The 25,919-nt window shown below is 69.2% G+C and carries 22 protein-coding genes; 10 read left to right on the forward strand and 12 right to left on the reverse strand.

Annotated elements, in window-relative coordinates:
• Positions 1-272: 272 nt before the first annotated feature.
• Positions 273-485, reverse strand: a complete 213-nt coding sequence (locus DN051_RS01455; protein WP_112437675.1) for an MbtH family protein — start codon at positions 483-485, stop codon at positions 273-275.
• A gap of 600 nt (positions 486-1,085) precedes the next feature.
• Here DN051_RS01455 and DN051_RS47715 point away from each other — a divergent pair.
• From DN051_RS47715 to DN051_RS01470, 3 genes are all read left to right on the forward strand, one after another.
• The gene (locus tag DN051_RS47715; protein WP_425471802.1) at positions 1,086-1,715 is read left to right on the forward strand and encodes a hypothetical protein; all 630 of its coding nucleotides are present in this window, start codon (positions 1,086-1,088) and stop codon (positions 1,713-1,715) included.
• A gap of 331 nt (positions 1,716-2,046) precedes the next feature.
• Complete coding sequence (locus DN051_RS01465; protein ID WP_112437677.1) at positions 2,047-2,259, forward strand: MbtH family protein; 213 nt, start codon at positions 2,047-2,049, stop codon at positions 2,257-2,259.
• 212 nt (positions 2,260-2,471) lie between these two features.
• Positions 2,472-3,680 carry an MFS transporter gene (locus DN051_RS01470; RefSeq protein WP_162624774.1) on the forward strand — a complete coding sequence of 403 codons (1,209 nt, stop codon included), beginning with the start codon at positions 2,472-2,474 and terminating at the stop codon, positions 3,678-3,680.
• Between the two features lie 443 nt (positions 3,681-4,123).
• Here the strand turns inward: DN051_RS01470 and DN051_RS01475 are convergent, their stop codons facing one another.
• Complete coding sequence (locus DN051_RS01475) at positions 4,124-4,909, reverse strand: hypothetical protein (RefSeq protein ID WP_246040837.1); 786 nt, start codon at positions 4,907-4,909, stop codon at positions 4,124-4,126.
• 410 nt (positions 4,910-5,319) lie between these two features.
• On the opposite strand from DN051_RS01475, the gene DN051_RS01480 reads away from it, so the two are divergent.
• From DN051_RS01480 to DN051_RS44800, 3 genes are all read left to right on the forward strand, one after another.
• Complete coding sequence (locus tag DN051_RS01480; protein WP_162624775.1) at positions 5,320-5,682, forward strand: hypothetical protein; 363 nt, start codon at positions 5,320-5,322, stop codon at positions 5,680-5,682.
• A gap of 393 nt (positions 5,683-6,075) precedes the next feature.
• Positions 6,076-6,363 carry a hypothetical protein gene (locus DN051_RS01485; RefSeq protein ID WP_112437680.1) on the forward strand — a complete coding sequence of 96 codons (288 nt, stop codon included), beginning with the start codon at positions 6,076-6,078 and terminating at the stop codon, positions 6,361-6,363.
• Positions 6,360-6,509, forward strand: a complete 150-nt coding sequence (locus DN051_RS44800) for a hypothetical protein (RefSeq protein ID WP_162624776.1) — start codon at positions 6,360-6,362, stop codon at positions 6,507-6,509. The genes DN051_RS01485 and DN051_RS44800 overlap by 4 nt, the downstream gene beginning before the upstream one ends.
• Before the next feature lie 73 nt (positions 6,510-6,582).
• Here DN051_RS44800 and DN051_RS46275 read toward each other — a convergent pair whose 3' ends face one another.
• Positions 6,583-7,473, reverse strand: a complete 891-nt coding sequence (locus DN051_RS46275) for a macro domain-containing protein (RefSeq protein WP_246040838.1) — start codon at positions 7,471-7,473, stop codon at positions 6,583-6,585.
• Between the two features lie 146 nt (positions 7,474-7,619).
• Here DN051_RS46275 and DN051_RS01495 point away from each other — a divergent pair, with 146 nt between their 5' ends.
• Positions 7,620-8,117, forward strand: a complete 498-nt coding sequence (locus DN051_RS01495; RefSeq protein ID WP_112437681.1) for a YfbM family protein — start codon at positions 7,620-7,622, stop codon at positions 8,115-8,117.
• Positions 8,118-8,567: 450 nt separating this feature from the next.
• Here DN051_RS01495 and DN051_RS44805 read toward each other — a convergent pair whose 3' ends face one another.
• Both DN051_RS44805 and DN051_RS01500 read right to left on the reverse strand, forming a co-directional pair.
• On the reverse strand, positions 8,568-8,738 hold the full coding sequence (locus DN051_RS44805) for a hypothetical protein (protein ID WP_162624777.1): 171 nt from the start codon (positions 8,736-8,738) through the stop codon (positions 8,568-8,570).
• 518 nt (positions 8,739-9,256) lie between these two features.
• Complete coding sequence (locus DN051_RS01500) at positions 9,257-9,499, reverse strand: hypothetical protein (RefSeq protein ID WP_112437682.1); 243 nt, start codon at positions 9,497-9,499, stop codon at positions 9,257-9,259.
• 220 nt (positions 9,500-9,719) lie between these two features.
• Here DN051_RS01500 and DN051_RS01505 point away from each other — a divergent pair, with 220 nt between their 5' ends.
• Positions 9,720-10,115 (forward strand): hypothetical protein, encoded by a 396-nt coding sequence (locus DN051_RS01505; protein ID WP_162624778.1) that lies wholly within the window; start codon positions 9,720-9,722, stop codon positions 10,113-10,115.
• Positions 10,116-10,342: 227 nt separating this feature from the next.
• On the opposite strand, the gene DN051_RS01510 is transcribed toward DN051_RS01505, so the two are convergent.
• The 3 genes from DN051_RS01510 to DN051_RS01520 form a co-directional block, all read right to left on the reverse strand.
• Positions 10,343-11,548 (reverse strand): vWA domain-containing protein, encoded by a 1,206-nt coding sequence (locus DN051_RS01510; RefSeq protein ID WP_112441947.1) that lies wholly within the window; start codon positions 11,546-11,548, stop codon positions 10,343-10,345.
• Between the two features lie 215 nt (positions 11,549-11,763).
• Positions 11,764-13,047, reverse strand: coding sequence for an AAA family ATPase (locus DN051_RS01515; RefSeq protein WP_112437684.1), 1,284 nt, complete (start codon positions 13,045-13,047; stop codon positions 11,764-11,766).
• A 110-nt stretch (positions 13,048-13,157) separates the two neighbouring features.
• Positions 13,158-14,642: a hypothetical protein gene (locus DN051_RS01520; RefSeq protein ID WP_112437685.1), complete on the reverse strand. Its 1,485-nt coding sequence runs from the start codon at positions 14,640-14,642 to the stop codon at positions 13,158-13,160.
• Between the two features lie 339 nt (positions 14,643-14,981).
• On the opposite strand from DN051_RS01520, the gene DN051_RS01525 reads away from it, so the two are divergent.
• The gene (locus DN051_RS01525) at positions 14,982-15,200 is read left to right on the forward strand and encodes a hypothetical protein (protein ID WP_112437686.1); all 219 of its coding nucleotides are present in this window, start codon (positions 14,982-14,984) and stop codon (positions 15,198-15,200) included.
• A gap of 608 nt (positions 15,201-15,808) precedes the next feature.
• Here the strand turns inward: DN051_RS01525 and DN051_RS01530 are convergent.
• The 3 genes from DN051_RS01530 to DN051_RS01545 all read right to left on the reverse strand — a co-directional run bounded on the left by DN051_RS01530 (position 15,809) and on the right by DN051_RS01545 (position 22,744).
• Complete coding sequence (locus tag DN051_RS01530) at positions 15,809-16,249, reverse strand: VOC family protein (RefSeq protein WP_112441949.1); 441 nt, start codon at positions 16,247-16,249, stop codon at positions 15,809-15,811.
• Between the two features lie 881 nt (positions 16,250-17,130).
• Positions 17,131-18,603 carry a hypothetical protein gene (locus DN051_RS01540; protein ID WP_112437687.1) on the reverse strand — a complete coding sequence of 491 codons (1,473 nt, stop codon included), beginning with the start codon at positions 18,601-18,603 and terminating at the stop codon, positions 17,131-17,133.
• A 496-nt stretch (positions 18,604-19,099) separates the two neighbouring features.
• Positions 19,100-22,744, reverse strand: a complete 3,645-nt coding sequence (locus DN051_RS01545; protein ID WP_112437688.1) for an nSTAND1 domain-containing NTPase — start codon at positions 22,742-22,744, stop codon at positions 19,100-19,102.
• A gap of 378 nt (positions 22,745-23,122) precedes the next feature.
• Here DN051_RS01545 and DN051_RS01550 point away from each other — a divergent pair, with 378 nt between their 5' ends.
• Positions 23,123-23,707: a hypothetical protein gene (locus tag DN051_RS01550; protein WP_112437689.1), complete on the forward strand. Its 585-nt coding sequence runs from the start codon at positions 23,123-23,125 to the stop codon at positions 23,705-23,707.
• A gap of 1,284 nt (positions 23,708-24,991) precedes the next feature.
• Here the strand turns inward: DN051_RS01550 and DN051_RS01565 are convergent.
• Positions 24,992-25,714, reverse strand: coding sequence for an SMI1/KNR4 family protein (locus DN051_RS01565; RefSeq protein ID WP_112437690.1), 723 nt, complete (start codon positions 25,712-25,714; stop codon positions 24,992-24,994).
• Positions 25,715-25,919 lie beyond the last annotated feature (205 nt).

Below are 25,919 nucleotides of genomic sequence, written 5' to 3' on the forward strand. Positions count from 1 at the left end.
GGCAAGTTCGCCAATATCGGACGAAATAATTCTCCACTGCCTGGAATACGACCTGAGTGAACAGGTCGGTGCCCGACAGGTCACCCGGGGGCGCACATCGGCGCACGTCCGGCGCCCCGGCGGCGGATCGGGGATCCGCCTCAGGGCTCACGTCCGGGTGGTGAAGAAGCTATTCGGCGAAGATATGAAGCGCGTACGACGGCCCCGTCCCGGGGCTGATCGGCCGCGAGTGTGGTCCGCTGAGATCTAGCGGACCACAAAAGCCGATGCGCTCAATTGCCGCCCATGGCATCGACCAGGCTCTTGGGTCGCATATCGGTCCATGTGCGCTCAACGTACTCCAGGCAGTCCTGTCGCGGAGCCTCGCCGAACGCGATCTCCCAGCCCCCGGGGAGATCAACAAAGGTCGGCCAGAGCGAGTACTGCTTCTCCGAGTTGACCAGCACCAGGTAAGTGGCTGCCTGGTCCTCGAACGGGTTCGTCACGTTAGGGCTTTCTGATACTCATCGCTTGTGTTCTTGGTGAACTTGGCTCAGAAGGGAGTACAACTACCTTAAGTGAACGTGGAGGTACTCCTGATCGGCTCTGGGATGATCTTGCCGTGGCCAGCGGCCCAGGTCTTCGAACTCAAGTGGTGCATCTCGGTTGATGTGTTGACTACTCGGCACAACGTGCGTGACGCGCATGACGGGGCTGGCTCCCGGACGCACGACGCCCGCCGACCTGATTGATCATTTCTGCTCCCTGCACAGAAGCATCGCTGGGGAGCCACGGGCTGGATACGACGATATTGCTCGGCCTCGACGGGGTGTCCGTCGTGCGGGTCGAGTCACTGGCCGACGGACGGGACGAGGCGGCGGAGCCTGCCCGTCCTGCGGGTCATCGCCTCCCAGATCAAGAGGACGTGAGGTGATCCGGTCGGCACGATTTGCCCTACGAAGAGAGAGTTGGAGTTCTCCTGGTACAAGCGACACTGGTGGTGTCGGGAGCCGAAGTGCCCGAGGGAGTCGTTCACCGAGAGCCCTGCCCAGACGCCGGCCGGGGCGCGGATCACCACACGGCTGCACCAGGGGGCCGGGAGCCGGGTGCGCGATGCCGGCTTCACCGTCATCCAGGCTGCCCGCGACCTGCATCTGTCCTGGCCGACGGTGATGGGCGCCTTCCGCACAACGCCGCACGAGGCCGTCGCCGCTCCGCTGCCCGAGGTGGAGGTGATGGGCATCGACCAGGCCCGGCGGGGCAAGACGAAGTGGGAGCGGGACCGCGACAGCGGCAAGTGGCGTTTGACGCGGGATCGGTGGCACACCGTATCCGTCGACGCACTGGGCCAGGACGGGCTGCTCGGCCAGGTCGAGGGCGGTGTCGCACCCGGCGGGCTTCCCCCACGAGAGCTCCGCGACCTGCAACATCGCATCCGCGCCGAGCAGCACACACCCGACTGGAAAGTCGGCCATACCTTCCGCTCGGGAGTCGAGGGCACCTCAACACGGCCCCCCACCGCACAACATGGGCCACTGCCTCTACCGAGGACAGCCGAGAACCCATTTACAACACGTACTCACGGCCATCGCCGTGAACATCCAACACATCAGCACCGGCCGCCCGAGGAAAGTCCCCGACCATGGCCACCATCGCCTTCCAGACCTTTCCGGACCAGCACGGCATCCTCCGGTCGAAGTCGTGGCGCAGTTCGGGCAGTTGACCCCGCCCGCTGACAAGATCCCCGACCGAGTCAAGCTCAGCCCACGAGCACGTGACAGCGCCCATTTCACAGGTTGTTAGCCCGCTGTCACCCTGGCTCTCTCCATCCGTTAGGTACCCCAACGAATCATCGCAGGCGATACGGAGGTGTTGCCGCGGAAGGCCGCCGACTGGCGTGCCCGTCCCTCACAGGCCTCGGCTGCCACACCCGACCGAAGTCAGCGACGTTCGGATGACCGGACATGCACGCGCTGGCCCCGGACTGTCCGCCCGTCTCGTGAGTGAGGCGACACCCACGCGGATCCGAACCACGGTCTGACTCAACGCCACAGCAAGGACGCACACATGACGAACCCGTTCGAGGATCAGGACGCCCAGTACCTCGTGCTGGTCAACGCGGAGCAGCAGTACTCGCTGTGGCCGGCCTACATCGAGGTCCCCCAGGGTTGGGAGATCGCACATGACGAGGCCTCCCGGCAGGACTGCCTGGGCTACATCGAAGAGACGTGGACCGACATGCGGCCCAAGAGCCTGGTCGACGCCATGGAAGGCAACTGAGCCGGAGCCCAGACGACGGTCCGCCGGAAATCTGGCGGACCGTATAGGGGGCTCGATCGGAGCCACCGCTGCCGGGCACACTCCGGCGCTCAGTGAGGGCCTGCGCGCCCCACCGCCTCCAGGTCCGAGGAACTACTGATCCCTCCATGCGTTCTCCAAGGCAAAGCGCTCCCCACCGGCTGCCACGACAGTTCCATGCTGTCTGGGCCGCGGTGACTGTCTCGAGTATCGGCGACGGTATGCGGGCGGTCACCCTTCCCCTGCTCACCGCCCACCTCACAGACGACGCCCGGTTGGTCGGGCTGGTGGCCTTCGCCGGACAAATTCCCTGGCTCCTTGTCAGCCTTCCCTCCGGCGTCCTCGCGGACAGGTTCGAGCGCCGCCGTCTCCTGTGCTTCGTCGACACTGCACGAGCGGTCATCATGACCGGCCTCATGCTTCTCGCGATGCTCGACGGCCTGTCCATACCGCTACTGGCCGGTGCTGCCTTCCTCCTGGGCTGCGGCCAGACTCTCTTCAACGGAGCCTGGTCCGGCATGGTGCCCTCCCTGGTACCACCCGAAGGACTGACCAAGGCGAACACATACCTGCAGATCACTGTGCTGTTCGCCAGTCCCCTGCTGGGCACCCCGCTGGGAGCCGTGCTCTTCGGGGTCACGCCGGCGCTCCCGCTCGCCGTCGACGCGCTGTCTTTCGTGTGCGCCGCAGGACTGATCCTGCTGTTGACAGGGGGAACACAGGCCGGTTCCCAGAAGAGCGTTCCCACTCGGCAGTCACTGCGCCAAGACGCTCTGCAAGGACTCGTCTGGCTGTGGCGGCACAGTCAGATGCGTCGACTGTGCGCAGTTTCCGCTGTGAACAATCTCGTGGTGGTCGGACTCATGTCCGTCCTGGTCCTCTACGCTCAGCAGACGCTGGAACTGGAAAGCTCAGGCTACGCGGTACTGGTGGCTGCCTTCGCAGTCGGAGGCCTCATCGGAGTACCGCTCGCACCTCGCCTGGAGAAGCGGATCGGGGCGGTCCGATTGCTACGGCTCGGCATACTGGCCACCGGCGTCCTCTGCGCCAGCATGGGCATGGCCCGGTCCGTCCTGGCGGGAGTACTGGTCATCGCCGGGTACGGCGCAGTAAGTCTGGTTTGGGGCGTCACCGCGGTGTCACTTCGTCAGTCACAGGTTCCGGCCGAGCTACTAGGCCGGGTCACCATGGCCTTCCAGATGGCTTCCGTGAGCGCAGGAGCCCTGGGAGCCCTACTGGCAGGACTGGTCTACCACAGCATCGGCCCCCAAGCTCCCTTCTTCACCGGCGCCGCACTGCTCTGCCTGGCCGGTGCCCTTCTCTACCACGCTCCCACCCCGCACCCCGCTAGCAGCAACGGCCACGCACACGCCCGGCCCATGAGTCAGACTCCACCGGACTGAACAAGCGTGTCGTCCCCGCAGAGCCGCACGGTACGGGATTCAGGTACCGGCCAAATTCCAAGTGGACTCGCGGTGAGGCGTCGGCTTATGGCATCGATCGTCGCAACGCGGATCACGGCTACGGAGCGGTGGGGATGATGGCGCCCCAGGCAAGTGCGGGAGTGCACAGGGTCTCCGCCGGCACCAGTGACTCGGGACCCCACCTGTTAACGGTCGAGATCGGGCAGCGCGGGGCAGCCGCACAGAACGAGGGCGTCGCGCAAGGCGCGTGCCTTGTCAGGGCTGCTTTCCAGAGCAAACCAAGGCCCCCGGTCAATTCGGTGGAGCCGAACCGCACGAGCTGGCCGGTGACGGTCTGGCACCGGGGCTGCGCGACTGTACGTCAGTAGCCGCAGGCCACGCCGGGGGCGACGTGACCTGGGGGCAGAACCCCTCAGCGGCTGCTACTTCAGACTCACAGCGTCCCCGCCGGAAACGACCCGTGCGGTCGTCGTGGTGCCAGGGAAGTACCACCGCCAGTTTCCTGCCGAGGCGGCGGTGACCTTGGTGCTGAGCTTCCCGGCTTGGCCGGTCTTCACGGTCTTGACCGTGCTGTAGTGGGCGGCACCGGCCTTCTTGAACTGCAGCTTCACGTCCTGCCCGGCGAGACCGTGGTACGCCAGGTCCTCCCAGTTGGCGCGTGACAGCTTGCCGGTGACGGTGAGCTGGGCCCCCTTGGCCACGGGCTCGGGCGTGGCATCGGTCGTGAGCTTGGAGGCCCGCTTCATCTTGAACTCGGCGATGTGGTCGGAGATCCAGTAGTCACCGTCGTTCGCTTTCACGGTGGCGTTCACCTGCCAGGTGCCTGCGGTGTGATTCACGTCATCCGGCAGACTGTCCGGGAGCCAGGCCGGGGCGATCGTCATCGTGGCCGTGCACACCGACGTGGTGGAGCTCTTCTTCTCGCACCGGGTGTCCACCCAGTCGCTGAAGCCCCAGCCGTTCGTCTTGTTGAACACACTGACGTGCGACAGGCCCTTCACACCGGAGTTGTCCCGAATCGTGATGGCGATCGGGTACGTGACGCGCTTCGTCGTGCCGACGATGACGTTGTTCCCACCGTTCACGACCGTCTTGGTGACCCGGATGTCACCCCTGCCCTCCGCCTGGGCCCCCGTGGCTGACAGCAGCGTCAGGGCCGCCACCCCACTCGCCAGGACGCTCACCGTTCTGGCCGTTCTACCTCGCATGATCCCTCCCCTGTGATGTGGAGGGAGACTACACAGCCAACCGGGCCCGGTTCACACAAGGGTTCGCCAGTCACATGGTGCTTGCGGGCACACCCCGCGAGCCACATGGCGCCCGCGCAGCCTGTCCGAACCGCCCGACGGGCAGGCCGTCCTGGGCAGCCGCGGGCGGCCAGCCAAATGACGAGATCGTCGGCATACAGCCGCGGACCGTGACCATCGCACCTGCACCGGTGTGCACCGCAGGTCAACGAGCCCAACGATCCTCGGGCAGATCGTCGTCTTGGCCGACCATATGCAATACTGAGCATCGATTCATCAACGGATCCTTCTGCCCTTGGCGGTACCGGCGCTCCGTGCCCACACCGCCGCAGGAAGAGACGACCCCTAAGGACATGAGTACAGATATGCGCATGAAGACCTTCGTGCGAGCGGCTTCAACTGCCGCCCTGCTGGCCGCGGTGAGCGCCACCCTCACGCCTTCCGCCTCCGCCTCCGAGGTCGGGACGGCTGCCACCACGATCAACTACCCGCAGGCGCAGGCGTCGTACGACAACAACCCGGGCAACGGACGCGAGAGCTGGCTCTGGGCGTCGAACTGGGGCTCCAGCAAGATCCGCATTGACGCCCAGCACTACGACAACAGCATCAGCTATGACCTGGTGGTCGAGCCGAACCAGGCGAGGTCGGTCAACTTCAACAAGGACATCTGGCGCATCAGGTACTGCTGGTTCGACTCGCGGGTCAACTACTGGGGCTGCCACGGCTGGAGCTGACTCCATCACCCGTTCATCCGCCACGCCTTCCGTGTCGTGGATCGAGCAGGCCTACCGCCGGGGTGATCTCCAGGCGGTACACACATGAAGACAGGGCTTCTCGGCAGCTGAGGGATGCGATTCGCATCTCGCAGTGCCGGGAGGCCCTGGTGTCGCGGCCGTGCGCGTCCAAGCCCGTCCAGATCAACTCGACGGGGCATCGTGTGATGGATCCTCGCTCAACACCGGGTACTCAGCGTGGTTCCGCTCTGACATCTACCCCGCCCTGCGACATCATGGCCAGCAGCAATTCCATGGCCGGACGTGCCAGCCCGCGACAGTCGAGAACGAGAGTCCACCAGTACCCGGGCTGTGATCCCGGCGGGTTCTCTTCGTCGACCGCTTACAGGACAGGTGCCCGGGCTCACGGGCCGGTTCAGTCGGCGGACGGAGCGTCCGCGATCGACGCTGGCGGATCCCACCGCCGACCTGCCCAGCCTCCAACGGTTCGCCCAGCACCCGGAACGCGACTTCGACGCCGAAACCGCCGGGCTCTCGCCATGGAACTCCAGAGTCGTCGAAGGCCATGTCGACCGGATCAAGATGCTGAAGCGCCAGATGTTCGGCCGCACCAGCTTCGAACCCCTGCGTAAACGGTCCTGCCGTGCTCCTGAAAGGCGGTTCAGGACGCATCGTGGATGAGCCCGATACCACCGGGAACACTTCCAGGAGCTCGCGGCGAGCCCACCAACTGGGACCTGACCGCCGCCTCCCAAGACGTGACCGTCTCCCTCCACCACACCACCGACCTGAGCCAGGCGATCAAGCAGCCCGACCGCAAGGGCTGACTTCCCCGCCGCCGGGCCCAACCGACCGTGATCCCCTGAGTCCGCTGGGCCCCGAAGGGTGCCGCAGCGATGTTCAATCCCTCCCGAACCGGGCCGGCCCGTAGAGCGCTGCGGTGAGTGCCGCGTACGCCGCGGCGTCGGGGGTCACCAGACGGACCAGCTCCACCGAGGTCGGCGTCGCCGCAAGGGTGCGCACCGCGATCCGGGCGGCCTCGCCGACGGGGAGGGAGCTTCCCAGCATCGGGAACGCCACGCTGTGCACCCCGATCCCGTCCGCCGCCGCCAGGGCATCGCGGTGACATGACGCCAGGCCCCACGGCCCGTCGTCCTTCCCGGCCATTGCTGCCGGAACGGCGATCACGTGCATGATCCGAGGGCTCAGGCCGACGGCGGGCGTGATCACGGCACGCCCCGGCGCGTCCGTCCCGGCACCCGGCGCCGGGTCCACTGCGGTCACGACGGCCTCGGTGTCCTGCGCCGTGAGCTCCCCGAGCACGGCCCGCAGTTCCGGGCCCCCACCGGTCGGGCGGGCGGGGCGGGCGGCCAGTCGCCGTTCGACCAGCGCCCGGTGCTCGGGGAACCGGTCCGCCAGCCCCGGCAACCGCAGGAGCATCTCGCCCCGCGTGGGGAACGGGTACGCCTCGTGGTGCAGCGCCAGATGCACCCGCACCGGGTCGTCGCCCGCACGGAGCCACGTCGTCAGGGTGCGCCCGAGGGCGGTGCCGTTGTCGGTGCCGGACCACGCCGCGATGTTGAGCAGGTCCGCGCCCCGTGCGCGGTCGGCGCGCCCCGCGGCCACGGCCTCGGCGACGGGCTCTCCCACGTCGTCCGACCCGTGCGCGGCGATCAGTTCCTCGACGGCCTCGTGCAGCTCCCACGGGTGTCCGCCGTCAGGCTCCCACAGCGGCAGCGTGCAGACCCGGCCCAGCGCGGCGTCCAGCCGCGCGCCCCGCGCTCCGCCCACAAATCCCCCTCAACCTCGGCGTCAGAGGTCGAGATTACGCCGCGCACGGGCGCGCCCGTGCGCAGCGAGGGCCCCTTCCGCCCGCGCATGCCCGCCCGCGTCCGCTCCGGACCGGGCTGTCAGCACCCCCGTCTACCGTGTGGGCCATGAGCATGAACGGGCAGTACCTCCGCCTCACCCCGGCCGAACTCGAACGCGCCCTGCACGATCCGGACTGGGCCGCCGAGCTCGCGCACCCCCGGCACGACACCGGCGCCCTGGCGGCCGCCGAACGCGTCCACGAGACCGACAAGGCCTGGCACGGCCTCAACTTCCTGCTGACCCGGCGCGGATTCCCCGTGGACGTGGTCTTCGGCGAGGCAGACATGCCCTGGCCCGCGGGCCACGACTGGGGCTACGGCCCGCCCCGGCTCCTGACCGCCGACCGGGTGCGGGCCGCCGTCGACGCCCTCGACGCCCATGCCCCCGACACACTGACCGACGGCGTCACACCGGGCGACCTGGCAGCCGCGGACATCTACCCGCAGATCGTGTGGGAGCGCGGCGAGGAACCGGACTGGATCGCGGCACACTGGGCCGCGCTGATCCCCTACCTTCGCGCAGCCGCCCGCGACGGGGACGCACTGCTGCTCTGGATCTCGTGACCCGGCATCCGGCCTCACCGGGCTGGGGCTTCGGGGTCGATCCGACCTTGCAGGGCATCGATCACGTCGGGTGACGGTCCTCCCTGCCCACGCGGGGGTGATCCGTTGCACTCGTGATGCTGGCTGAGCTTCTCGCAGTCCTTCCCGCCGACGCGCCCAAGCGTGGTCGGTGTGGTTCAGGTCGTACAGCGGCGCGAGCGTGCCTCGCCGGGCCGTGACCCGGATCGCGATGAAGCCGGCAAGCGCGTGGCGGGCGATGACCTCGCGAGGTTCAACTTGGGTGGTTGGCGTGGCCAGGACCGGCCCGATGAGGCGCACGACTTGGTGGTCGCCGGCGTAGGCAGGAATGTGCTCAGTCGGATCCGAGTGAACGTGCTCAGCTCAGGCCGCTTCCACCGGACTCCACCGCTGCACTCCTTGGACGGCATGCTCCTGCCGTCCGCGGTGTCACTACACGGGCTCACCCTGGCGAGATCCGGAGGCTAGGGCCTGGTCGCGGCGCTGCAGGATGTAGAGGCTCCAGCTGTCGGGGTCGCCGATGGAGACCAACAGCATCGGGCGCTCGAGAGTGCCGAACACGTCCCAGGTGTCCAAGCGGCAGTCGTCGATGAGCACAACCACTGTCTGGGATTACGGTCCTGCACCCGGGTCGTACTTCCAGGTCCCGGTGCCGGTGCACTTGTGCATCACGGTTTCGAAGGAGTCGTCGTCGAGCTCGAACGATTCGACGCGGGTCGCCGTGGCTCTGCCATTCGCTGCGAGGACGAGTATGCCGCCCTTGCCGTCTGACCACGTGCCGGCGCTGCCTTCCGCGCCCGGTCGCGGAGGCTCGTATCGATTCCGGCGTACAGGCCGATCCCGGCGAGCACGCCGGCAGTGGCGACAGCGAGCGTTCCGTACTGCGCCACCCGCCCGAACATCACGCCACCGGAGAGCGGCGGGCGGTCCGGGAGCAGCAGCCTGCGGGCGACCAGCGCCGGGGCGGCGAGCGCCGCCGTCACCACGAGCCACCCACCGCAGCCCATGAGGGCGTCAGCGTCCACGATTACCGCCGTGGCCACGGCCGACGGGGCGGAGCCGGCGGCCGCCAGCGCCGGAACCCACCACCACGCCTCGCGCCTCGAGAAGCGGCGGCCGAGTCATCCGGCAACGACCAGAAGCGGCATCACCACGCCGATCGACAACATAGCGGCGAGAACAGCCCCGGCCACTGCCATGAACGGCGAGATCAGGATCAGGAGGATGACCCCCAACGGGTCGTAGAGGAAGCCCGGGCTCTCGAGGGTCTGCCTCCACACGAAGTACACGATCGCCCCGATCGCCGTCTCGACGGCCAGCACCGACATCGAGGCCGTCAGCACCGCGCCGAACCTGTCCCTCACACGTCCCTGCGGCACCGGCCGAGCATTTTTGAACGCATTCAAATCCTCTCCCGGTCCGTATCCTCCTCCATGCGAGACGAGCCCCGGCACGGCGTCCCCATCGGGTACGCCTTGCACCGGCCCGGGGCAGAGTGCCGGTCAGCGGGGAGCCTGTATTTCCACCCGCGTTGCCAGTGGGAGGATCTGGATCAATGGGTAGGTCGAGCCGCTGGAGATGCCCATGTGGGACACCCTCGTCGTCATAGTCGGCTTCGCGGTCGTGGTCGACCCGCTCCTGCGGCGTATCCGCCGCCTGTCGCAAGAGCGCCGCATTTCCCGAACAGTCGCCGCACTGGGCACTGGGGGAACCGTCCGCATCCGCTGTGATGCACGATTCCGCAACGCCGGCGGGAAGCGACACCGCGCTCGGCTCGTGGTGCAAGCCGAAGGCGCATTCCTCTCCACCGTCGACGGCAAGGTCCCAAACCTGGAGCTCAGCACCCCTGCTGCCACCGTCGAGGTCGTCAATGACCTCTCGATGGTGCTGTGCAACGTGGATGGACGACAGCTTGAGGTCCTCTTGCCAGCCGGCGAAGACCGCCTGCTCAAGGCCGTAGGGGACGTCCTCGCACGCTGAGGGGCGAGCTCTGCCCATCCCGACGTCACCGTCGACGCTGATTTGCCGTTGACAGGAGAGCCATCAGGGCAAGGTTCTGCAACACGTCACCTACAGCACGACCGGTGTGCGTGGGCGAGAGTCGCGAACTGCGGCGTCGGCAGGAGCGAGCCAACCCTGCGGTCGGCTCGCTCCTGCCGCCCAAAGGGCGGGACGGTCCTGGGCGGTTCCCCGTCACGGCTCCTTCCTCAGCCGATGGTGACGACTCGCGCCCAGGGCGGCGGGGTGTCCGGGACGTAGTCCGGGTCGTTCTCGTTCATGGCGCGGGCGGGACGGGGGAAGAGACCGACGACGGTGCGGCAGGGCGGCTGCGCGGAGGGCCACGGCGTCTGGCCGTCCGTCAGGGCGACGATCACGTCCGGGCGCGGCCGGGAGCGGAGCGCCTGGGCGAACCCCGAGCGCAGGTCGGTGCCTCCACCGCCGACCAACTCGATCTTCTCGGCGCGGCAGAGCGGTATGGCGATCCCGGCCGCCGCATCGCAGGAGATCACCGTGACCAGGTCACGCCGCCCGCCCACCGCCCGCGAGATCGCCGCCACCTCGAGCAGCGCACTGCCCAGCTCGGAGTCGCTCACCGATCCTGAGGTGTCGATCACGATGCAGACCCGGGGCGGCGTACGGCGCAGGCTCGGCAGCACCACCCCGGGGACGCTTGCCGAGCGCCGGGACGGACGCCGGTAGCTGTGGTTCTCGCCCACTCCCGGTGCGCCGGCCGCCGAGCGGACCGCGGCCCCGAGCAGCTGCCGCCACGGCTGCGGCGGATGGAACGCCTCGTCGGCCCACCGGCGCCAGCCCTCCGGGGCGTCGCCCGGTTTGCCCTTGATCCCCTCCGCCACCCGGAAGCGGACCGCGTCGCGCTGCTGCCTGGTCAGCCCGTGGGCTCCGTCGGGCCCCAGCTCCCGCGTCCGCTCCTCGCCGTCGGCACCGCTGCCGCAGTCCAGCCAGGCCAGGTTCGCGGCGAGGGAGGACATCGACGCCGTCCGCAGGTACTCCTCCATCAGCAGCCCGTCGGGCAGTCGGAGCAGCGATGGCAGTACCGCTGCGCCGGGCAGGGGCAGACCGTCGCCGTAGATGTCGTCGTTGATCTCGAAGTCTGCGGCGATGTTCCTCCGCAGCCGTTCGCCCGGCCCGTACTCCTCGTGCTCCCGTGCATACCGCTCGCCCCGCCCGTGGTGGTCGCGCAGCAGATGAGAGACCTCGTGCACCCAGACGCCCGCCAGCTCCTCCAGCGGGGTGCGTGCCACGAAGCCGGGCGAGACGTAGCAGCGCCAGTACGCGTCCACCGCCATCGTGGGGACCGACGGGTCCGCCACGATGTGCAGCGCGAAGAGGGCGTCGGCCAGATAGGGACGGACCTTCACCGCGTGCAGCCTGGCGGCCAGCAATTTCTCCATGTCCAGCGGGAGTCCGGGCCGGCCGGCCGGCCTGCCGGAGCTGTCCGGTCCGCCGGGTCCGGTGGGCGGCTCCGGCAGGGTGGCCCGCACCGGGCGCGGGGCCGGGGGCGGGGACATGGGGCGCGGCACCGGGCGCGGCACCGGGGACGCGGACACGGGTCCCTGCACCGGGCGCGGCAGCACAGGCACGGACGCGGAGCCCTGCGCGGCCCCCGTCATCGGCGTACCCCCCTCGCATGCCCGGCCTCGGCCGCCGTGGCCCTTTCCACCGAGCGGTCCGCGCGCTGGGCGAGACCGACCACTGCGGCCAGCCGCTCCACCGCCTCCGGCACCTCCCAGTCGTCGCGCCGCAGCGAGGCCAGCGTCGTGGCGGGGGCGACCAGCAGGTCCGCAGTGCCGGTCTCCATGGCCCGGACGAGCACCGCCCAGGCCGCTTCCCACCGCTCCCGCTCCGGGCGTGCCCCGACGGCGGCGACCACCGCCTCCAGCGCGGCCTGGCGCAGATCGCCTCGCTCGGGCAGTTCGGCGGAGGCCGGTTCGGCGAGCAGTGTCTCCGGGTCCGGCAGGTCCATGCGGTCCAGGTGGGCGAGGAGTTCAAGCCCGGGGCCGTCTCCCACCGCGCCCCGCACCAGCAGCGCGAGTACCTCGCGGGAAACGGAGGCCGCCGTGCCGAAGGCCAGCAAGGTCAGCGCGGCCTCCCAGCTGCGGGGCGAGGGCCAGGCACCGCCGCGCCGCGTCTCGGTGCTCGGCAGCCGGTGGATCAGCGTCGGCCGGACTTTCAGGAAGCCGCAGACCGCACGCCGGGCGAAGGCCACCGCCTCGGGCAGCCGCTCGGGCACCAGCCGGGGCAGCTCCGCCCGGGGCCAGACTCCGCCCAGCCCGCGCACCACGACATCCCGGTCGTGCACCCAGTGCAGATGGACGAACCGGTTGGCCAGCGGCGGACTCAGTTCCCATCCGTCCGCCGCCGACGCCCGCGGGTTGGCGGCCGCCACGATCCGCACGCCGGGCGGCAGTTGCAGCGCACCGACCCTCCGCTCCAGGACCACCCGCAGCAAAGCGGCCTGGACGGCCGGGGTGGCGGTGGACAACTCGTCCAGGAAGAGCAGCCCCCGCCCGGCCCGCACCAGTTCCACGGCCCACTGCGGCGGCGCCATCGGCACCCCCTGCACCGCCGGATCGTCACCCACGACCGGCAACCCTGAGAAGTCGGACGGCTCGTGGACGCTGGCGATCACGGTCGTCAGCGGCAGGTCGAGGGAGGCGGCAAGCTGGGTCAGGGCGGCGGTCTTGCCGATGCCCGGCTCGCCCCAGAGCAGCACGGGCAGGTCGGCCGCGACAGCCAGGGTGAGCGCGTCGAGTTGCTCGTCTGGGCGCGGCTCGGTGGTGGTCGTCCGCAGGAGGGTGAGGAGGTCGTCGGCGACGGCGAGCTGGGCGCCGGTTCGGGCCACGTCGGCGGCAGTGGAGGCGGGCGCGGACAGAAGGGTGCTGAGAGTCATGGGCATCACCTGGGGTGGGAGAAGGAAACGGAAACGGGACGACCCGTTCAAGAGGTCATGGGGGCGTACGGCGCCGAACACGCAGTACGTATGAAGGACTTTTGCGGTGGTCAGCAGGTCAGGCCGGTGCGAGGCCGACCCCGGCCGGCACGCTTGCGGCGCATCACAAGAGGCGTACGGCGGTCGAGCCGGGGACGGTGGTCCGCCTCCGCGTGCTCCCCGCCCGCGGCGGTCCCGCCGTCCGCCGTGCCAGCGGCGGGGTGCACGGCGACCAGCCCCGAGCGGAAGAGCCCGTGGCCGACGCGGCGCTCCGCGGCCGACTCCAGTTCCTCGCGCAGCGGCCCGTCGCGCATCACCGCAGCGGGACCGAGCAGACCCTCGACCACGGCCAGCGCCCCGACGACGTCACCGTGGCGGAGCCGCTCCCGGACCGCGGGCAGTGCCTCCGGGGTGCGGTGCACCGCGTCGATCGCTCGCAGGCAGGGCAGCGCCGGCCCCCCGAGCGCCACCAGCAGCTCCTCCCGGCGCAGTTCGGTCGGGTCGTGATCGACCGCCGTCAACGCTCCGCCCCGCAGCGCGATCCGGTGGACCTCACCCCGGCAGTCCACCCGGTGCGGGTCACCGAGCTCAGCGGCCGGGCCGGCCACCGGTGCGTAATCGGACCCCGGCAGCGCCGCGGCGACAAGCGGATGCAGCCGCTCGGACGCAACCAGCCCGGCCCGCAGCAGCTCCAGATCCGGCAGGACCCGGGCCGCCGCCTCCGGCAGCACCGGAAGCGCCGCAAGCTCCTGCGGTGGCAGTGCCTCCCGCAGCGGCCGGAGCGCCGGGGCGTGGCTGTCGTCAGGGGCGACGAGTTCAAACACGGCGCGGCTGCGGGCATCGAGCCGCACGGTGAACGCCCCGCGCGGACGCCCCTCGGCCCGCAACAGCAGCTCCGCCTCGGCGGCCCAACGCCCCACCGCCCACCAGGCGTCGGGTACAGCGGGCGAGGCGGACCGACCGTACCCGCCGGACAAGCCGGGGAGGTCCAGCGGCACCGCGAAGGGTGCTCCGTATGCCCCACACCGCCGCGCCAGTTCGCCGCTCCGCCCCGCATCCCACAGATGCCGGTGAAGGTCGAGCCGGAAACGCCGGTCGGGATGCGGATGCGGGTGGTGCCGCGGTGCGCCGCTCGTAGACCCCTCCCACAGGGCCAGGGACATCCGCTGTCCGGCATCTGCCCAGGCCGGCGGTGTCCGCACCACCAGTTCCAGCGGCAGGGCACCGTAACTCCGGTAACGGGCCAGCGAGAGGGTGAGGCCGGGCCTGAGCCGCCCGTCGGGGGCGATCCGCGGCATGTGCCAGCGCAGCAGATCCGGCGACAACCGCCGCAGATCCGCACGGAGGCGGCGGACGAGGTCAATACCGTGGCGGTCGCGCACGGCACGCAGATCGAGATCGACGTCGATCCGGGCGGCGGCACAGGCCCCCGCCCAGTCGCCGACCGCACGCCGTGCGGTCGCAGTCTCGATCATGGACGGTGGCACGGCGTACTCACGTACGCGCTGCCACATCAGCAGACGGGACGGAAACTCGTTCGCGAAGTGATGTGCCATCAGCAATCACCTTGCGCGGACGAGTCCCCCAATCCATATGAGGTGAAGTTCATCATCGCCGACATCGTAACCGTCCCGCTCACGATCTGTCTCTCCCTTCTCCGCCCTCCCCACGCCCGGCCCAGGAGCAGCCGGCCGCGAACGGAGCGCTCCGGGTACAGGGAAATACGATGACGGTGGCGGTCACGGTGAAGGAACCGCGGGGCTCGGCAGCCGCCGGCCGGCTGCTGGGAGGAGCCGACCGAGCGCGGCAGGACGTTCCTGGAACCTCCTCACCTACTTCCTCACCGCCCGCCACAGCGTGACCGTGCATGTCGACACCTCGGGCCTGACCCCGGCATGCACGGCCTGAGAGCCCACACCCTGCGCGCACTGTGGGGCGAGATGGAGAGCACCTACAGCGTCGTACGGCAGCACCCCTCGGTCCGACATTCGCTGCTGATGTGGCTTCGGCCCGCCACTCGCCCACCCCGCGCCCTGTGGCGGCAGTTCCTCCACAAGTACAGCGGTCTGCGGGTCGTCTCCCTTGGGGGGCAGCCGCCTCGCCACCACGGCTGAGGAGCTTGACCGGGCCATGGCGCGCGACGCGGGCCAGTGCCGCTCCCGGATAGCTGACCTGCCACGCTGTGCCTCGGAAAGGGAGCCGATCTCCGGCTGGGCGGAGACGGCATGGACGCCGCGATGCACGAGGAGTTCCCCCGCCCAGCCCCAAGTCAACCGGCGCGCAGATGCGGTACCTGATGCAGCAGTTCCAGGGGGGCCTAAGCGGTCGCCCAGACCTTGCAGGTCGCCCAGCACACGGCCGAGAGGTATGTGAAGGACCACGAGACGGTCGCCGTGGAACTTCGTACCCCTCGCGAGAACTGCCACCGCCGCAGGTTCCCGCCGCGCCCGGCCGCGAAGGAGCGAGAGTCATCCTTGCGCACGCAGTCGTTTACCGCACGAGCAGTTCGTCGAGCTCGCACGGCGGCCGCCGAACCGCGAAACACCGACTCCCTCTCCGGCACCAGCGGCCGCGTGGTCGTGAAGGCCCGCGAAGCCCTCCACCGCGCCCCACACCGTCCGCCGCCGGAATCCTCACGCACCCACAGGAGCCCGGACTGCCCCTATCGCGGATGCGTCATAGCGGTACTGACCATCGACATGCTCCGCACGGCAGGTCCGCGTCAGCCGATCTGTTCGGCCAGGGCCACAATGATGCCTGCGGGACCGCGGAGGTTGCAGAGCCTAAAGGTGTTCTCGTACTGCGCCACCTCGCCGAGGAGTTCGGCGCCGAGGGCGCGCAGGCGCGCGATGGTGTCGTCGATGTCGTCGACGGCGAACATGACGCGATGAAGGCCCAGCGTGTTGGGCGGAGAATTCCGCGGCTCGGCATCGGATGCCGCGGGGGTGTGGTACTTGGTCAGCTCCACCTTGCTGTGGCCGTCCGGGGTCCGCATCATCGCAATGTCGCTCCGGACGCAGTCCAGTCCGACGGTCTGGTCCGCATAAAGCCCTTCGATCTGCGCCTTGCCTTCCAGCTCCATGCCGAGCTCGGTGAAGAACGCGACCGCCGCGTCCAGATCGTCGACGACGATAGCGACGTTGTCCATCCGCTGAATAGCCATGCCCCTGACCCTAACCACTCGATACGCGGAAGCGCGCGGGCGGCACAGGGCGAGTCTGCGCTCCGGGAACGGCGCGGCCACGACCGTCAGCGGCCAGCCGGTACCGGGCCCAATCACCGGCTGGGCTCCGTCGACCGGGTGCTGATCACCTTGGTCTACCGGCGGCCGCAGCGGCCCGGCGCGCGGCTGCACACCCCGGCCCGAGGTGCTGGCCCGCTCCGGCTGCCGAGCAGAGCGCCGACAGCCATCGCCGCGACGTAGATCGGGACCTGGCGGTCTTCCATCCGTTCGCCCAGGCCTTACGGACCCTGCTGCGACACACCGACTGCCCCCTGCACATGTACCGAACCCCCGACTGTGGCGTACTGCCCATCCCACCAGGTCACCGGCAGTACCCGGCATCTCAGCTCAGCGACGCGTTGTCCTTCGGCACCGGCGCGACGGTTGGCATGCCGAGATCAGCACGAGCCGGGGTGGCGCGGCAGACCCCTGTCCCGCGGCACCGGCGCACGATCAGAAGACCCCGCTGCGGCGGCCACGGCCGGCACGGCGAGGACGGGCATCCACAAAACGCCGACTGCTGGCGCCACTCCCGCGCGCTGGCACCGCATCCACCTCGGCCTCACCCCTGACGAGGCTCCGAGGTTATGCGGCTGAGCCCCCGCACCCGGCGCGACGCCTCTTTCCCTCGAACTATGCACGGGTGAAGAAGCGCCGTCGGCTGGGCTGGCTTGCCCCACCGAGGCTGACCAGCAGGAACAAGCGGCGGGCGGCGGGCAAGACCTCCAGCTTCGGTGCGGCCCTCGGTTCCCCGCTGTGCCCCGAAAGACTCGGATCCTCGGGTGGATCCGCGACCCAACGGGGCTTGGGCGACATGACGGCTACAAGCCCGCCCGGGTCATCAGCCACTCCATGCGCTCGACAGGAAGGAACGGCGAGGCACCGGCCGCCTCCGCGACGCGCTCCGAGGAGTCGGCAAGGAGTCGGTACAGGGAGGGGAGCGGGAGATTGCGGTGGGGCGCGACCGCGCAGCGGACGCGGACTTCAGGATCGGAGGCCAGTCTTGCGGCGAGTTCCGACGGTAGATTCGGATCGCGGGGGGCGAAGGAGCGGAGCCGGGGTTCAGGGTCGGTGGCGAAGCGGCGCAGGGCCTGTGAGGAGAACGTCAGGATCTCCTGCTTGTCCCACCAGAACGTGAACTTGTCCCGTCGGCGGTAGCGGCGTTCGATGTTCTCGGCGGTCGCGGGATCGACCAGGTGCGGGGCGGTGTGCGCCATGGTGAGGCGGACGATCTCTTCCTCGTCGTCAAGCAGTCGGGCCACCGCGTTGACGGGAAGATTCCTGCTGGCGGCCGCTGAGGCTCTGAAGCTGACATAGGGCGAGTCGATGTGCGGCAGCGGATCGGCGGTGACCCATTGCAGGCGCAGGATCCTCAGTTCCGTGGGTGCGGCAATGTCCTGATACCACTGCAGGACTGTGTCGTCGTCGACGTCGGGGCTCGGGTCGGCCATCGAACGCGAAAGCTCGTGGACAGAGGTGTGAATCTGTGCCCGCACATCCTCCGGCGTGTCCGGTCGGGCGAAGACCTTCACCCGGACGCTCAGAGCCGGATCGACGGCAAGGACCTCACGGAGTGACGGCGGCAAGTCGGGATGCCGGGCGAGCTCGGCGCGCACCTCACTGTCCGGATCACCGGCGAGCCGCTGGAGTGTGTCCGCGTCGAGAACGGCGTGAATCACCGCGCCCGCCCGGGTCACAGGGTCCGCCAGCAGCGCCGGCAGCAGGTCCGAGGGTGGTATCGGATGTGGCCGATGCGCGAAGTAGGTCGAACAGGCCGCGGCGCGCACCTTGGTCTCAGGATCGGTCAGCAGGATCCGACGGATCGCTTCCGGCGCCTGTGTCCAGTGCCTCGCCAACGCGGCGCGGATCATGGGGTCGGAGTCAGCGGCAAGGCGGGCCCGGAGGTCGGGCGGCGTGTGTTGACCCCGGGCCAGGTACTCGCGGACCTGTGCGTCCGGATCGTCGATGAGCTGCTCCAGCATCTGCCTCGGTGCGGTAGCGGCACGGACAACGAGCGCCGACCGCACCGCCTTGTCATGATGGACGGCCAGACGGATACGAAACCGGTCCGGCAGTCGGTCGTTGAGCGCCAGGCTGTGCAGGAGCCAGTGGTCGTCGATCGCGATGATCTCCGCGACCATGTCCTCGGTAAGGTCCGGACGCCCCGCCACCTTCCCCCCACCCCGCCGCCAGGCGAACAGTCGCCTCACCATGAGAGCCGGCAAGGCAGAATTCATCGCCAACCCGTCCATCACCTTGTCAAGGTGAACCGGAGTCAGAGCGTCTGCGTCCATGCGGCCAGGATGCCAGGCGGGATTCGATGCGAACCTGCCGGGCTGCGGCTGGCGCCGATCAAGGTGGAGCTCAACGTCCGGGACGCGGTGACACACCCCACGGCTCCCCTGCCAGCACTGCCGTCAGTCCCCCTGACTTCACCGAACCGGTGGACGACACGCACAGCAGTCATCTCGGCGTTGTCGTCTAAGACCCACAGCAAGGGCCGGTCCCCGCACAGCGGGGAGCCGGCCTCTTTGCTGTACGCCCGCGCTCCCTCGGACCAGCTTCTCCCTCATGCCCCCTCCGGCCTCGGGACTGCGGAACAGCCATTGGCGCCGAGAACGATCATGTGCGATCGGCGTGAGCGTGTTGACCGGGTTCTCGTCTTCGTGGCGGGCTTGCGCTGGGCCGGACCACAGGACCGCCGTGACCGCCGTCGAGGGGGCTGGCAGCGGGCGAGGAGTCCGAGGTGCACGGCTCACTCGCCGTCGGCCACAGCCCGCCAGAGCCGACTCATCCGGCTGACTCGTTGAGGTAACTGGCCCGTTCCTCCTGGGTCAGTTCACGGGTGATGCCGTCCCGGGCACGCCGCAGGACCTCGTCAATCGGTGCGCAGGGCAGGCATGTCCAGACGCGTACGGTGCCGTCGTCGTGCGAGCTGACGAACCGATTGCCGGGCAGGACGTTCGTGTTCTCTACAGAGGCACCGAATCCGTGCAGGACGACGGGCGGGCTGTTGTCGGTGGTGCTCCAGATCCGGGTGGTCGCGTCGTTGCCGCTGGTCACCACCCGACGGCCGTCGGAACCGAACGACACGCTCCAGACAACTCCCTGATGTCCGTTCAGTACCCGCGGTCTGCCGGGCTTGGTCAGATCCCACAGCCTGGCCGATCCATCGTTGCCGCCGCTGACGAGATGCCGTCCGTCGGGGCTGAACGCCACCGTCCACACCAGGCCTTTGTGACCACGGAGGACGTGCAGATCCTTGCCGGTGGCGGGGTCCAGGACGTGGATGGTGCCGTCCAGGCCGGCCGCGGCCACGTGTCGCCCGTCGGGGCTGTAGGCGACGTACCGCACTTTGTCCTGGCCGGTGTCGACCACCAAGGGTTCCGCGCCCGGAGTGGTGCGCCAGATCCGTACGGTGCCGTCGCTGCCGCCGGTGACCAGACGGCGTCCGTCGGGGCTGAACTCCGCGGTCCACACCGGCCCGTCGTGGCCGCGCAGTACGACGGGTTTCGCCGCGTTGTCCACCGGCCAGATCCGTGTGGTCCCGTCGTCGCCGGTTCCGGCCACCCGGCGGGCGTCCGGGCTGAATGCCACGCCGAGGACCTCGCCGTCGTGCTCGCGCAGCACGGTCGGCGGGGCGGTGCTCTCGGTTCGCCAGACGCGCACGGTCCCGTCGGCGCCGGCGCTGGCGAGCCGGCGGCCGTCCCGGCTGGGCACCGTCGCCCACACCGGCCCGTCGTGACCGGTCAGGACGCTGTCGCTGCCCGTCGGGGCCGCCTCCCAGATCCGTACGGTGCCGTCCTCGCTGGTGCTCACCAGGCGCCGTCCGTCGGCGGCGAACGCGACTGCGGTCACGGTGCCGCGATGCCCGCGCAGGATCAGCGGTGCGGCGCGGTGATGCACGTTCCAGATCCGTACGGTGCCGTCGTTGCCCGTGCTGGCGACCCGGGCGCCGTCTCGGCTGAAGCCGATGCCCTCTGCCGTGCCGTCGTGGCTGCCGAGCACGACCGACTCGGCGGGGGCGTCGGGGTCCCACAGGCGCGCGGTCCCGTCGGTGCTCGCGGTGGCTATGCGCTGTCCGTCAGGGCTGAAGGCGACCGCCTCCACGGAATTGCTGTGCCCGCGCAGCACCACGGTCGTCCGCCGGCTCCTGACGTCCCAAACGCGTACCGTTCCGTCTCCGCCGCTGCTGGCGAGGCGGCTTCCGTCGGGGCTGAACGAGACGCCGAGCGTCCACCCCTCGTGGCCGCGCAGCACGACCGGTTCGCCTCTCCCTGTGGCGTTCCAGATCCGTACGGTGCCGTCGTCACTGGCGCTGGCGACGCTGCTGCCGTCCGGGCTGAACGTGGCGCTCCACACCTGTCCCGTGTGGCCTCGCAGGATCACCGGCTCGGCGCCGCTCGCCCACTTCCATACCGAGACTGTGCCGTCCTCGCCAGCTGCCGCGATCCGGGTGCCGTCCGGGCTGAACACCGGCGTCCACACCTCGCCGTCGCGGCCGCGCAGCACCACTGGGTCTCGCAGCGTCGTGCCGTACCGCCACACCCGTATCGCGCCGTCGCCGCCGCTGGTGGCGAGGTACCGGCCGTCCGGACTGAACGAGACCCCGAGCACCTGCCCGTCGTGACTGGCGAGCACAGCCCTCACTCGTGACTCGAACACGGCTTGGCGCAGTGCCGCCTCGGTCTCGTCGGTCGCACTGGTCCCGTAGGCACTGGTAGCCAGCAACAGGCCCAGCTCAGGGTCGAGCTCGGCCTGGCCACGCGCGCTCGCCACGAGTTGCCGCGAGAACGCGAGCGCCTGCCCGGCCTCCGCCCGCCGGGCCTGTACGAACGCGACGCCCGCGAGAACGGCCAGTGCGACCACCGCCGCCAAGAGCCCACTCACGGTCAGCCGCACACGGCGCCTCACCGCCGCCCGCTCGGCCTGTGCGCGGTCGCGGCTCGCCGCCAGGAACTCGCGTTCGAGATCATTGAGCCGGCCGGTGTCCCGGTCGTCCCACTCGGCCAGCCGTACGCCGCGGTAGAGCACCCCGTCGTCCCTGCCGTGCTCCGCCCACTCCCCGGCCGTATTGGTCAGACGCCGGTGTGCGCGCAATTGTTCGCGGCCGGTCTCGATCCACATACGCAGTCGCGGCCATGCAGTGATCAGGGCTTCGTGGGCGAGGTCAACGGTGTCGTCAGCGAGGGTGACCAGACGAGCGCGGGCCAGTCGTTCCAGTACCAGCGCAGCATCCCCGCGGGTGCCTGCGGCCAGTTCGGTGCGGAGAGCCGGGCGACGGGTGTCCTGGGCTCCTTCACCGGGGGTGATGAGCCGCAGCAGCAGATCGCGGGCGACAGCGGCCTGTGCAGGAGAAAGTTGAGTGTAGAGACGCTCTGCGGTTCGGGCGATGGCACCGCTCACCCCGCCGACGGCATCGTACGCGGCCTCAGTGAGTGCTCTTCCTCTGCGTCTTCGCCAGGTCTCCAGCAGCGCGTGCGACATCAGAGGCAGGGCGCCGGACTCATCGGCGACGTCCTCGATGATGCGGGCGGTCAGGGCGCGTTCCAGGGTCAGTCCGATGGCTGCGGCCGGTTTGACGATGGCGTCGCGCAGTTCGTCCCGGTTCATCGCAGTGACCAGCAGGTTGGCGTCGCGCAGTGCGCCGGCCAGGGCGTGGTGTTCGGCGCAGCGGCCGTAGAAGTCGGCGCGGACCGCGATCAGCACCTTGAATCGGCTTGCCGGTAGGAGGGCGGCGAGCAGGAGGTCGATGAAGCGGGTACGTTCCGCTGGATCCTGGCAGAGGGTGTAAACCTCCTCGAACTGGTCGACGATCACCAACGTATCCGTGCCGCCGTCGCCGGGTCTGCTCGCGTCGAGGAGCGAGACGAGGGCGCGTGCGGGGTGGTCGCCGGGCGTCAGGATCTGGATCACGGCCGGCCGCAAGCCGGGCTCCCGGGAGTGCTGGAGGGCGGGGATCAGGCCCGCACGCAGCAGGGAGGACTTGCCGCTGCCGGACGGGCCGAACACCGCGGCGAACCGCCGGCGCCGCAGCAGATCCAGCAGGTCGGTAGTGAGCCGGTCCCGGCCGAAGAAGAGTCCGCTGTCGCCCGGCTCGAACCGGGCCAGCCCCCGATAGGGCGCATCCGCACCCTCACCGCTCTCCTCCTCCGCGCCGACCGCGGCGGCGTCGTCCACGGCCTGTCTCCACCGGGCTTCCCACTCGACCGCATCGCCCCCGCATGCCGACACGTAGGCCAAGGTCACCGCCAGCGTGGGCAGCTGTCCGCCCGCCGCCGCCTGCGACAGGGTCGTGCCCGAGTAGCCGGCCCGCTCGGCCATCGCCCGATACGTCATCCCGCCCACCTCCGTCCGCAGCTTGCGCAACTCGAACGCGAACCGCTGCACCGGACCCGCCCCCGGATCCACCGGCACCTCACGACGTCCCGCCATACCCGCCCCCCTCGCCACCCATCCACACCGGACACCTCAACCTCTGCACCCCCCGACCCGGCCCGAAACGTCACCCCCGGGCATTGATTGGCCGCCGGAACAGCCCTGCCAACCAATAGGCCAGCCGCTGAGATCGGTTGGCGAGCGGTACCGAGGGATGGGGCTGCTGCTGGGGAGGCGGTCATGCCTACGGCTCCCCAGCGGAACAACAGATCCGGTCGTGACTGCATGCACCTGGCCGCGCCCCACGCGGCCTGGCGAACCCTGCTGTCTCGCCGGACGGCCCAGGGGAGTCAGGCCCGGCCGCATCAGTCGCCGGAGGGTTCTGCCCGCGCCCAGAGCCGCTCATGAAGCGAAACCAACCGACGGAGGAAACCCATGAAGTTCCGATCCCGGATCACGAAGCCCGTCTCAGCCGTGCTGTGTGTCATGGCGCTGGCAGTCGGAGCCGGCACCGCGGCCGCGGCCGCCACGGACCGGACCGCGCAGTCGGCCGAGTCGAAGTACGCGGCGCAGGCGAAAGCGGTGGGCCTTTCGAGCCGGCAGGCAGCCCAGCTGCAGGACCGGGTGGACGCCCAGCTGGCGGACATCAAGGTTCCGGCGGAACAGGTGGCGTACAACGAGATCCGGGCGAAGGACGGCAGCGCGATCATCACGGTGTCCGTGCCCGGTGTGGCCAACACCAGCTGCACCTACGAGTACCTGTGCCTGTGGACCGGTCCCAACTGGACCGACAGCAAGGTGTCGTTCTACCAGTGTCGGGACTACGACCTGAACGACTACAGCTTCAACAACGACACCCTCACCTCGTACAAGAACAATCAGACCACCGGCACGGTGGCTCGGTTCTACAACTGGGAGGGCCGGAAGGTTTACAAGTTCGGCAGCACGGCGTACCACACGGAGGACAGCCTCTCGAACACCCCCTGGGACAACATGATCGACATAGTCGACGTCTGCTGAGCCCTTGCCGGTAGCCCGATCATCAGAGTAGCCGCTGCTGTATCGCCCGTGGTGGGCGTGAGTTCGAGGGTGTCGGCTCGGTCGGGTGATCTTCGGGTCGGCCGCGCATGGGAGGGGGCCTCCTGCACAGCTCGTGGGTGTCGAATCCATATAGAGCAACAGGAGGCCCCTGGTGCTGCAGTTGTCCGTGCCGGTGCCGATGGAGTCCAACTCGGGGCCTCTGGAGTGTGACTGTCTCGCTCACCGGTTCGGGAACGCCGCGGACCGTCCGTACAGGCGCCCGGGTTACCCCTCGGACATGTCGGACGCCGAGTGGGGTGTGGTCCGGGATGCGATGCCGGTCCCGCCCTGGCTGGAGGGCCACGGCGGGCGGCCGGAGGGGTTCTGCCACCGGGAGATGCTCGACCAATGCCACGAAGTTCAGGCTCGGTTGACAATGTCAAGGCCTCAGGATGAGGGAGCTTGTACGTACTCGGTGCCGTACGGATGCGTCGGCCGTTACGCGCCCAGTAGCAGAGCTGCGCGTTGAAGCCGCTCAGCACACGCTCGGTGGCGATGAGGCCGAGATGCCCTGCGATGTCACGGGCGTGCATGGCCTGGTTGGAGTTCTCCGCCAAGATCCGGCAGACCTGCCCCCAGCGGCCGGAAGCGGCCCGGTCTGGGGCATGTGTGGCGGGGAGAACCGGTGGATGCACGGTGATGACAATGGCGGTGATCGGCGTACTGTCGCGAGGCCGCCCGTCGCGGTTCCAGATGTTGTAGCGGGATGTACCGCACTTGACGATGCGAGCGGACAGCCGCATTCGGCGCTTGGGAAGCAACGCCTTCAGGACGTGGGTGCCAATGTGTCCTACCAGGTCGGGGCGTCCGCTCGGAGTTTGCGGCCGCAGCCGTCCCCGCAACGCCAACGACAGTGTCGCGCGCGGCCTCCAGGGCCACGGTGAAGCCGGCTCGGTCGGGATCACAGCCAGGCACTGTCTCCACTGCGGTCACCATCATCGAGCGCAGAGCCTGGTAGACGGTCAGAAGTGCCCACATCTCCTGTGTGAGGCCCACCGGGTCCTTCGACCGTAGAACGCGCCCTTTGAGCAGGGTGTGACGCAGTGCCAGACAGGCGGTCTCGATCTCCCAGCGCTCGTGATAGAGACCGACCAGGTCGTCTGCCAGGTCGGTGCGGTGGTCGCTCAGCGTGGTGAGCAGGCGGTAGGTGTCGGCGTACTCCTTAATCGTTCACGTGTACGCCGACAAATGTGGGCAGTTCGGTCCGCAGGAGTCGGGGACGGGTCAGCAATAGTCGTGGAGCCAGTCGCCGGGGATCAGGTCACGAATGCGATCGAGGTCTCCTGCCGTCCGGCCGCGAGCCAGGATGGCCGCGCCGTCGTCATCGCGCAGAAGGACGTCCTGACCCAGGAACCACCGGGTCTCCTCGCCGATGGGGTAGGACGGGAACGGGAGCCGGACGGAATGCGTCTCCAGCAGTTCGAGGCTGTTGCCATCCGGGTCGAGGTAGTCGCAGACCTCTTCATCGGCCTGCAGGGACTCCGACAAGGTGATCTCGATGAAGTAAAGGGAGAGACGTTCCAGCCAGTCCTCCCACCGCTCGGCGCTCTTGTCGGCAAGGTCAAGCCTGATGAACACCGCAGGATCTTCCTCATGGACGCTGTCGAGGAAGATGCCCCAGGAAGCGGCTCCCTGGTTCTCGTGACGGAAGACCAGGACCTCTTTGGCGTCATCGACGTACAGCTTGGCAGGACTGAGCAGCACATCGTGGTTGCTGGTGAGATCCTGCCGGCGTCCGAACAGCAGATATGCCTCGCGCAGCGCCGTCGGCAGCCGCAGCCCCAGTCGCTCCTCGGCAGCGTCGAGATCGGCTTCCGTCCACCCGTCATCGCTTCCCAGAGCGGCGCCGACCCAGTGGGCGGCGAAGCCCCGGATGAAGGCCCATGCACCACGGCGGCCTTCGACGCCTCTGGCGAGCGACGCGGCAAGATCGAACTCTTGTGTCATGCCAGGACGATATCCGTCCCAGTCATCAGCCCCTATCGCATCCTGCCGACCGGGTGTTCCAGGAGTCCGGAAATGTTCCGGACCCGCTCAATCAACATCCGTTTCCCCGAACTCGGCATCAGATCCTTCTCATCTGACACCAGCGAGGCTGGTCATAGCGACGGCTCACCCGCCAAACCCGACCTGTCACACAACCACCGGACGC

Origin of the sequence: Streptomyces cadmiisoli, assembly GCF_003261055.1 — a bacterium.
GTDB lineage: Bacteria > Actinomycetota > Actinomycetes > Streptomycetales > Streptomycetaceae > Streptomyces > Streptomyces cadmiisoli.

Coding starts and splice junctions, on each gene's coding strand:
- DN051_RS01465 (WP_112437677.1), top strand. CDS start 2,047: ATGACGAACCCGTTCGAGGATCAGGACGCCCAGTACCTCGTGCTGGTC.
- DN051_RS01475 (WP_246040837.1), bottom strand. CDS start 4,909: ATGCGAGGTAGAACGGCCAGAACGGTGAGCGTCCTGGCGAGTGGGGTG.
- DN051_RS01480 (WP_162624775.1), top strand. CDS start 5,320: ATGAAGACCTTCGTGCGAGCGGCTTCAACTGCCGCCCTGCTGGCCGCG.
- DN051_RS44800 (WP_162624776.1), top strand. CDS start 6,360: ATGAGCCCGATACCACCGGGAACACTTCCAGGAGCTCGCGGCGAGCCC.
- DN051_RS01495 (WP_112437681.1), top strand. CDS start 7,620: ATGAGCATGAACGGGCAGTACCTCCGCCTCACCCCGGCCGAACTCGAA.
- DN051_RS01505 (WP_162624778.1), top strand. CDS start 9,720: ATGTGGGACACCCTCGTCGTCATAGTCGGCTTCGCGGTCGTGGTCGAC.
- DN051_RS01510 (WP_112441947.1), bottom strand. CDS start 11,548: ATGGAGAAATTGCTGGCCGCCAGGCTGCACGCGGTGAAGGTCCGTCCC.
- DN051_RS01515 (WP_112437684.1), bottom strand. CDS start 13,047: ATGACTCTCAGCACCCTTCTGTCCGCGCCCGCCTCCACTGCCGCCGAC.
- DN051_RS01520 (WP_112437685.1), bottom strand. CDS start 14,642: ATGGCACATCACTTCGCGAACGAGTTTCCGTCCCGTCTGCTGATGTGG.
- DN051_RS01525 (WP_112437686.1), top strand. CDS start 14,982: ATGCACGGCCTGAGAGCCCACACCCTGCGCGCACTGTGGGGCGAGATG.
- DN051_RS01530 (WP_112441949.1), bottom strand. CDS start 16,249: ATGGCTATTCAGCGGATGGACAACGTCGCTATCGTCGTCGACGATCTG.
- DN051_RS01540 (WP_112437687.1), bottom strand. CDS start 18,603: ATGGACGCAGACGCTCTGACTCCGGTTCACCTTGACAAGGTGATGGAC.
- DN051_RS01545 (WP_112437688.1), bottom strand. CDS start 22,744: ATGGCGGGACGTCGTGAGGTGCCGGTGGATCCGGGGGCGGGTCCGGTG.
- DN051_RS01550 (WP_112437689.1), top strand. CDS start 23,123: ATGAAGTTCCGATCCCGGATCACGAAGCCCGTCTCAGCCGTGCTGTGT.
- DN051_RS01565 (WP_112437690.1), bottom strand. CDS start 25,714: ATGACACAAGAGTTCGATCTTGCCGCGTCGCTCGCCAGAGGCGTCGAA.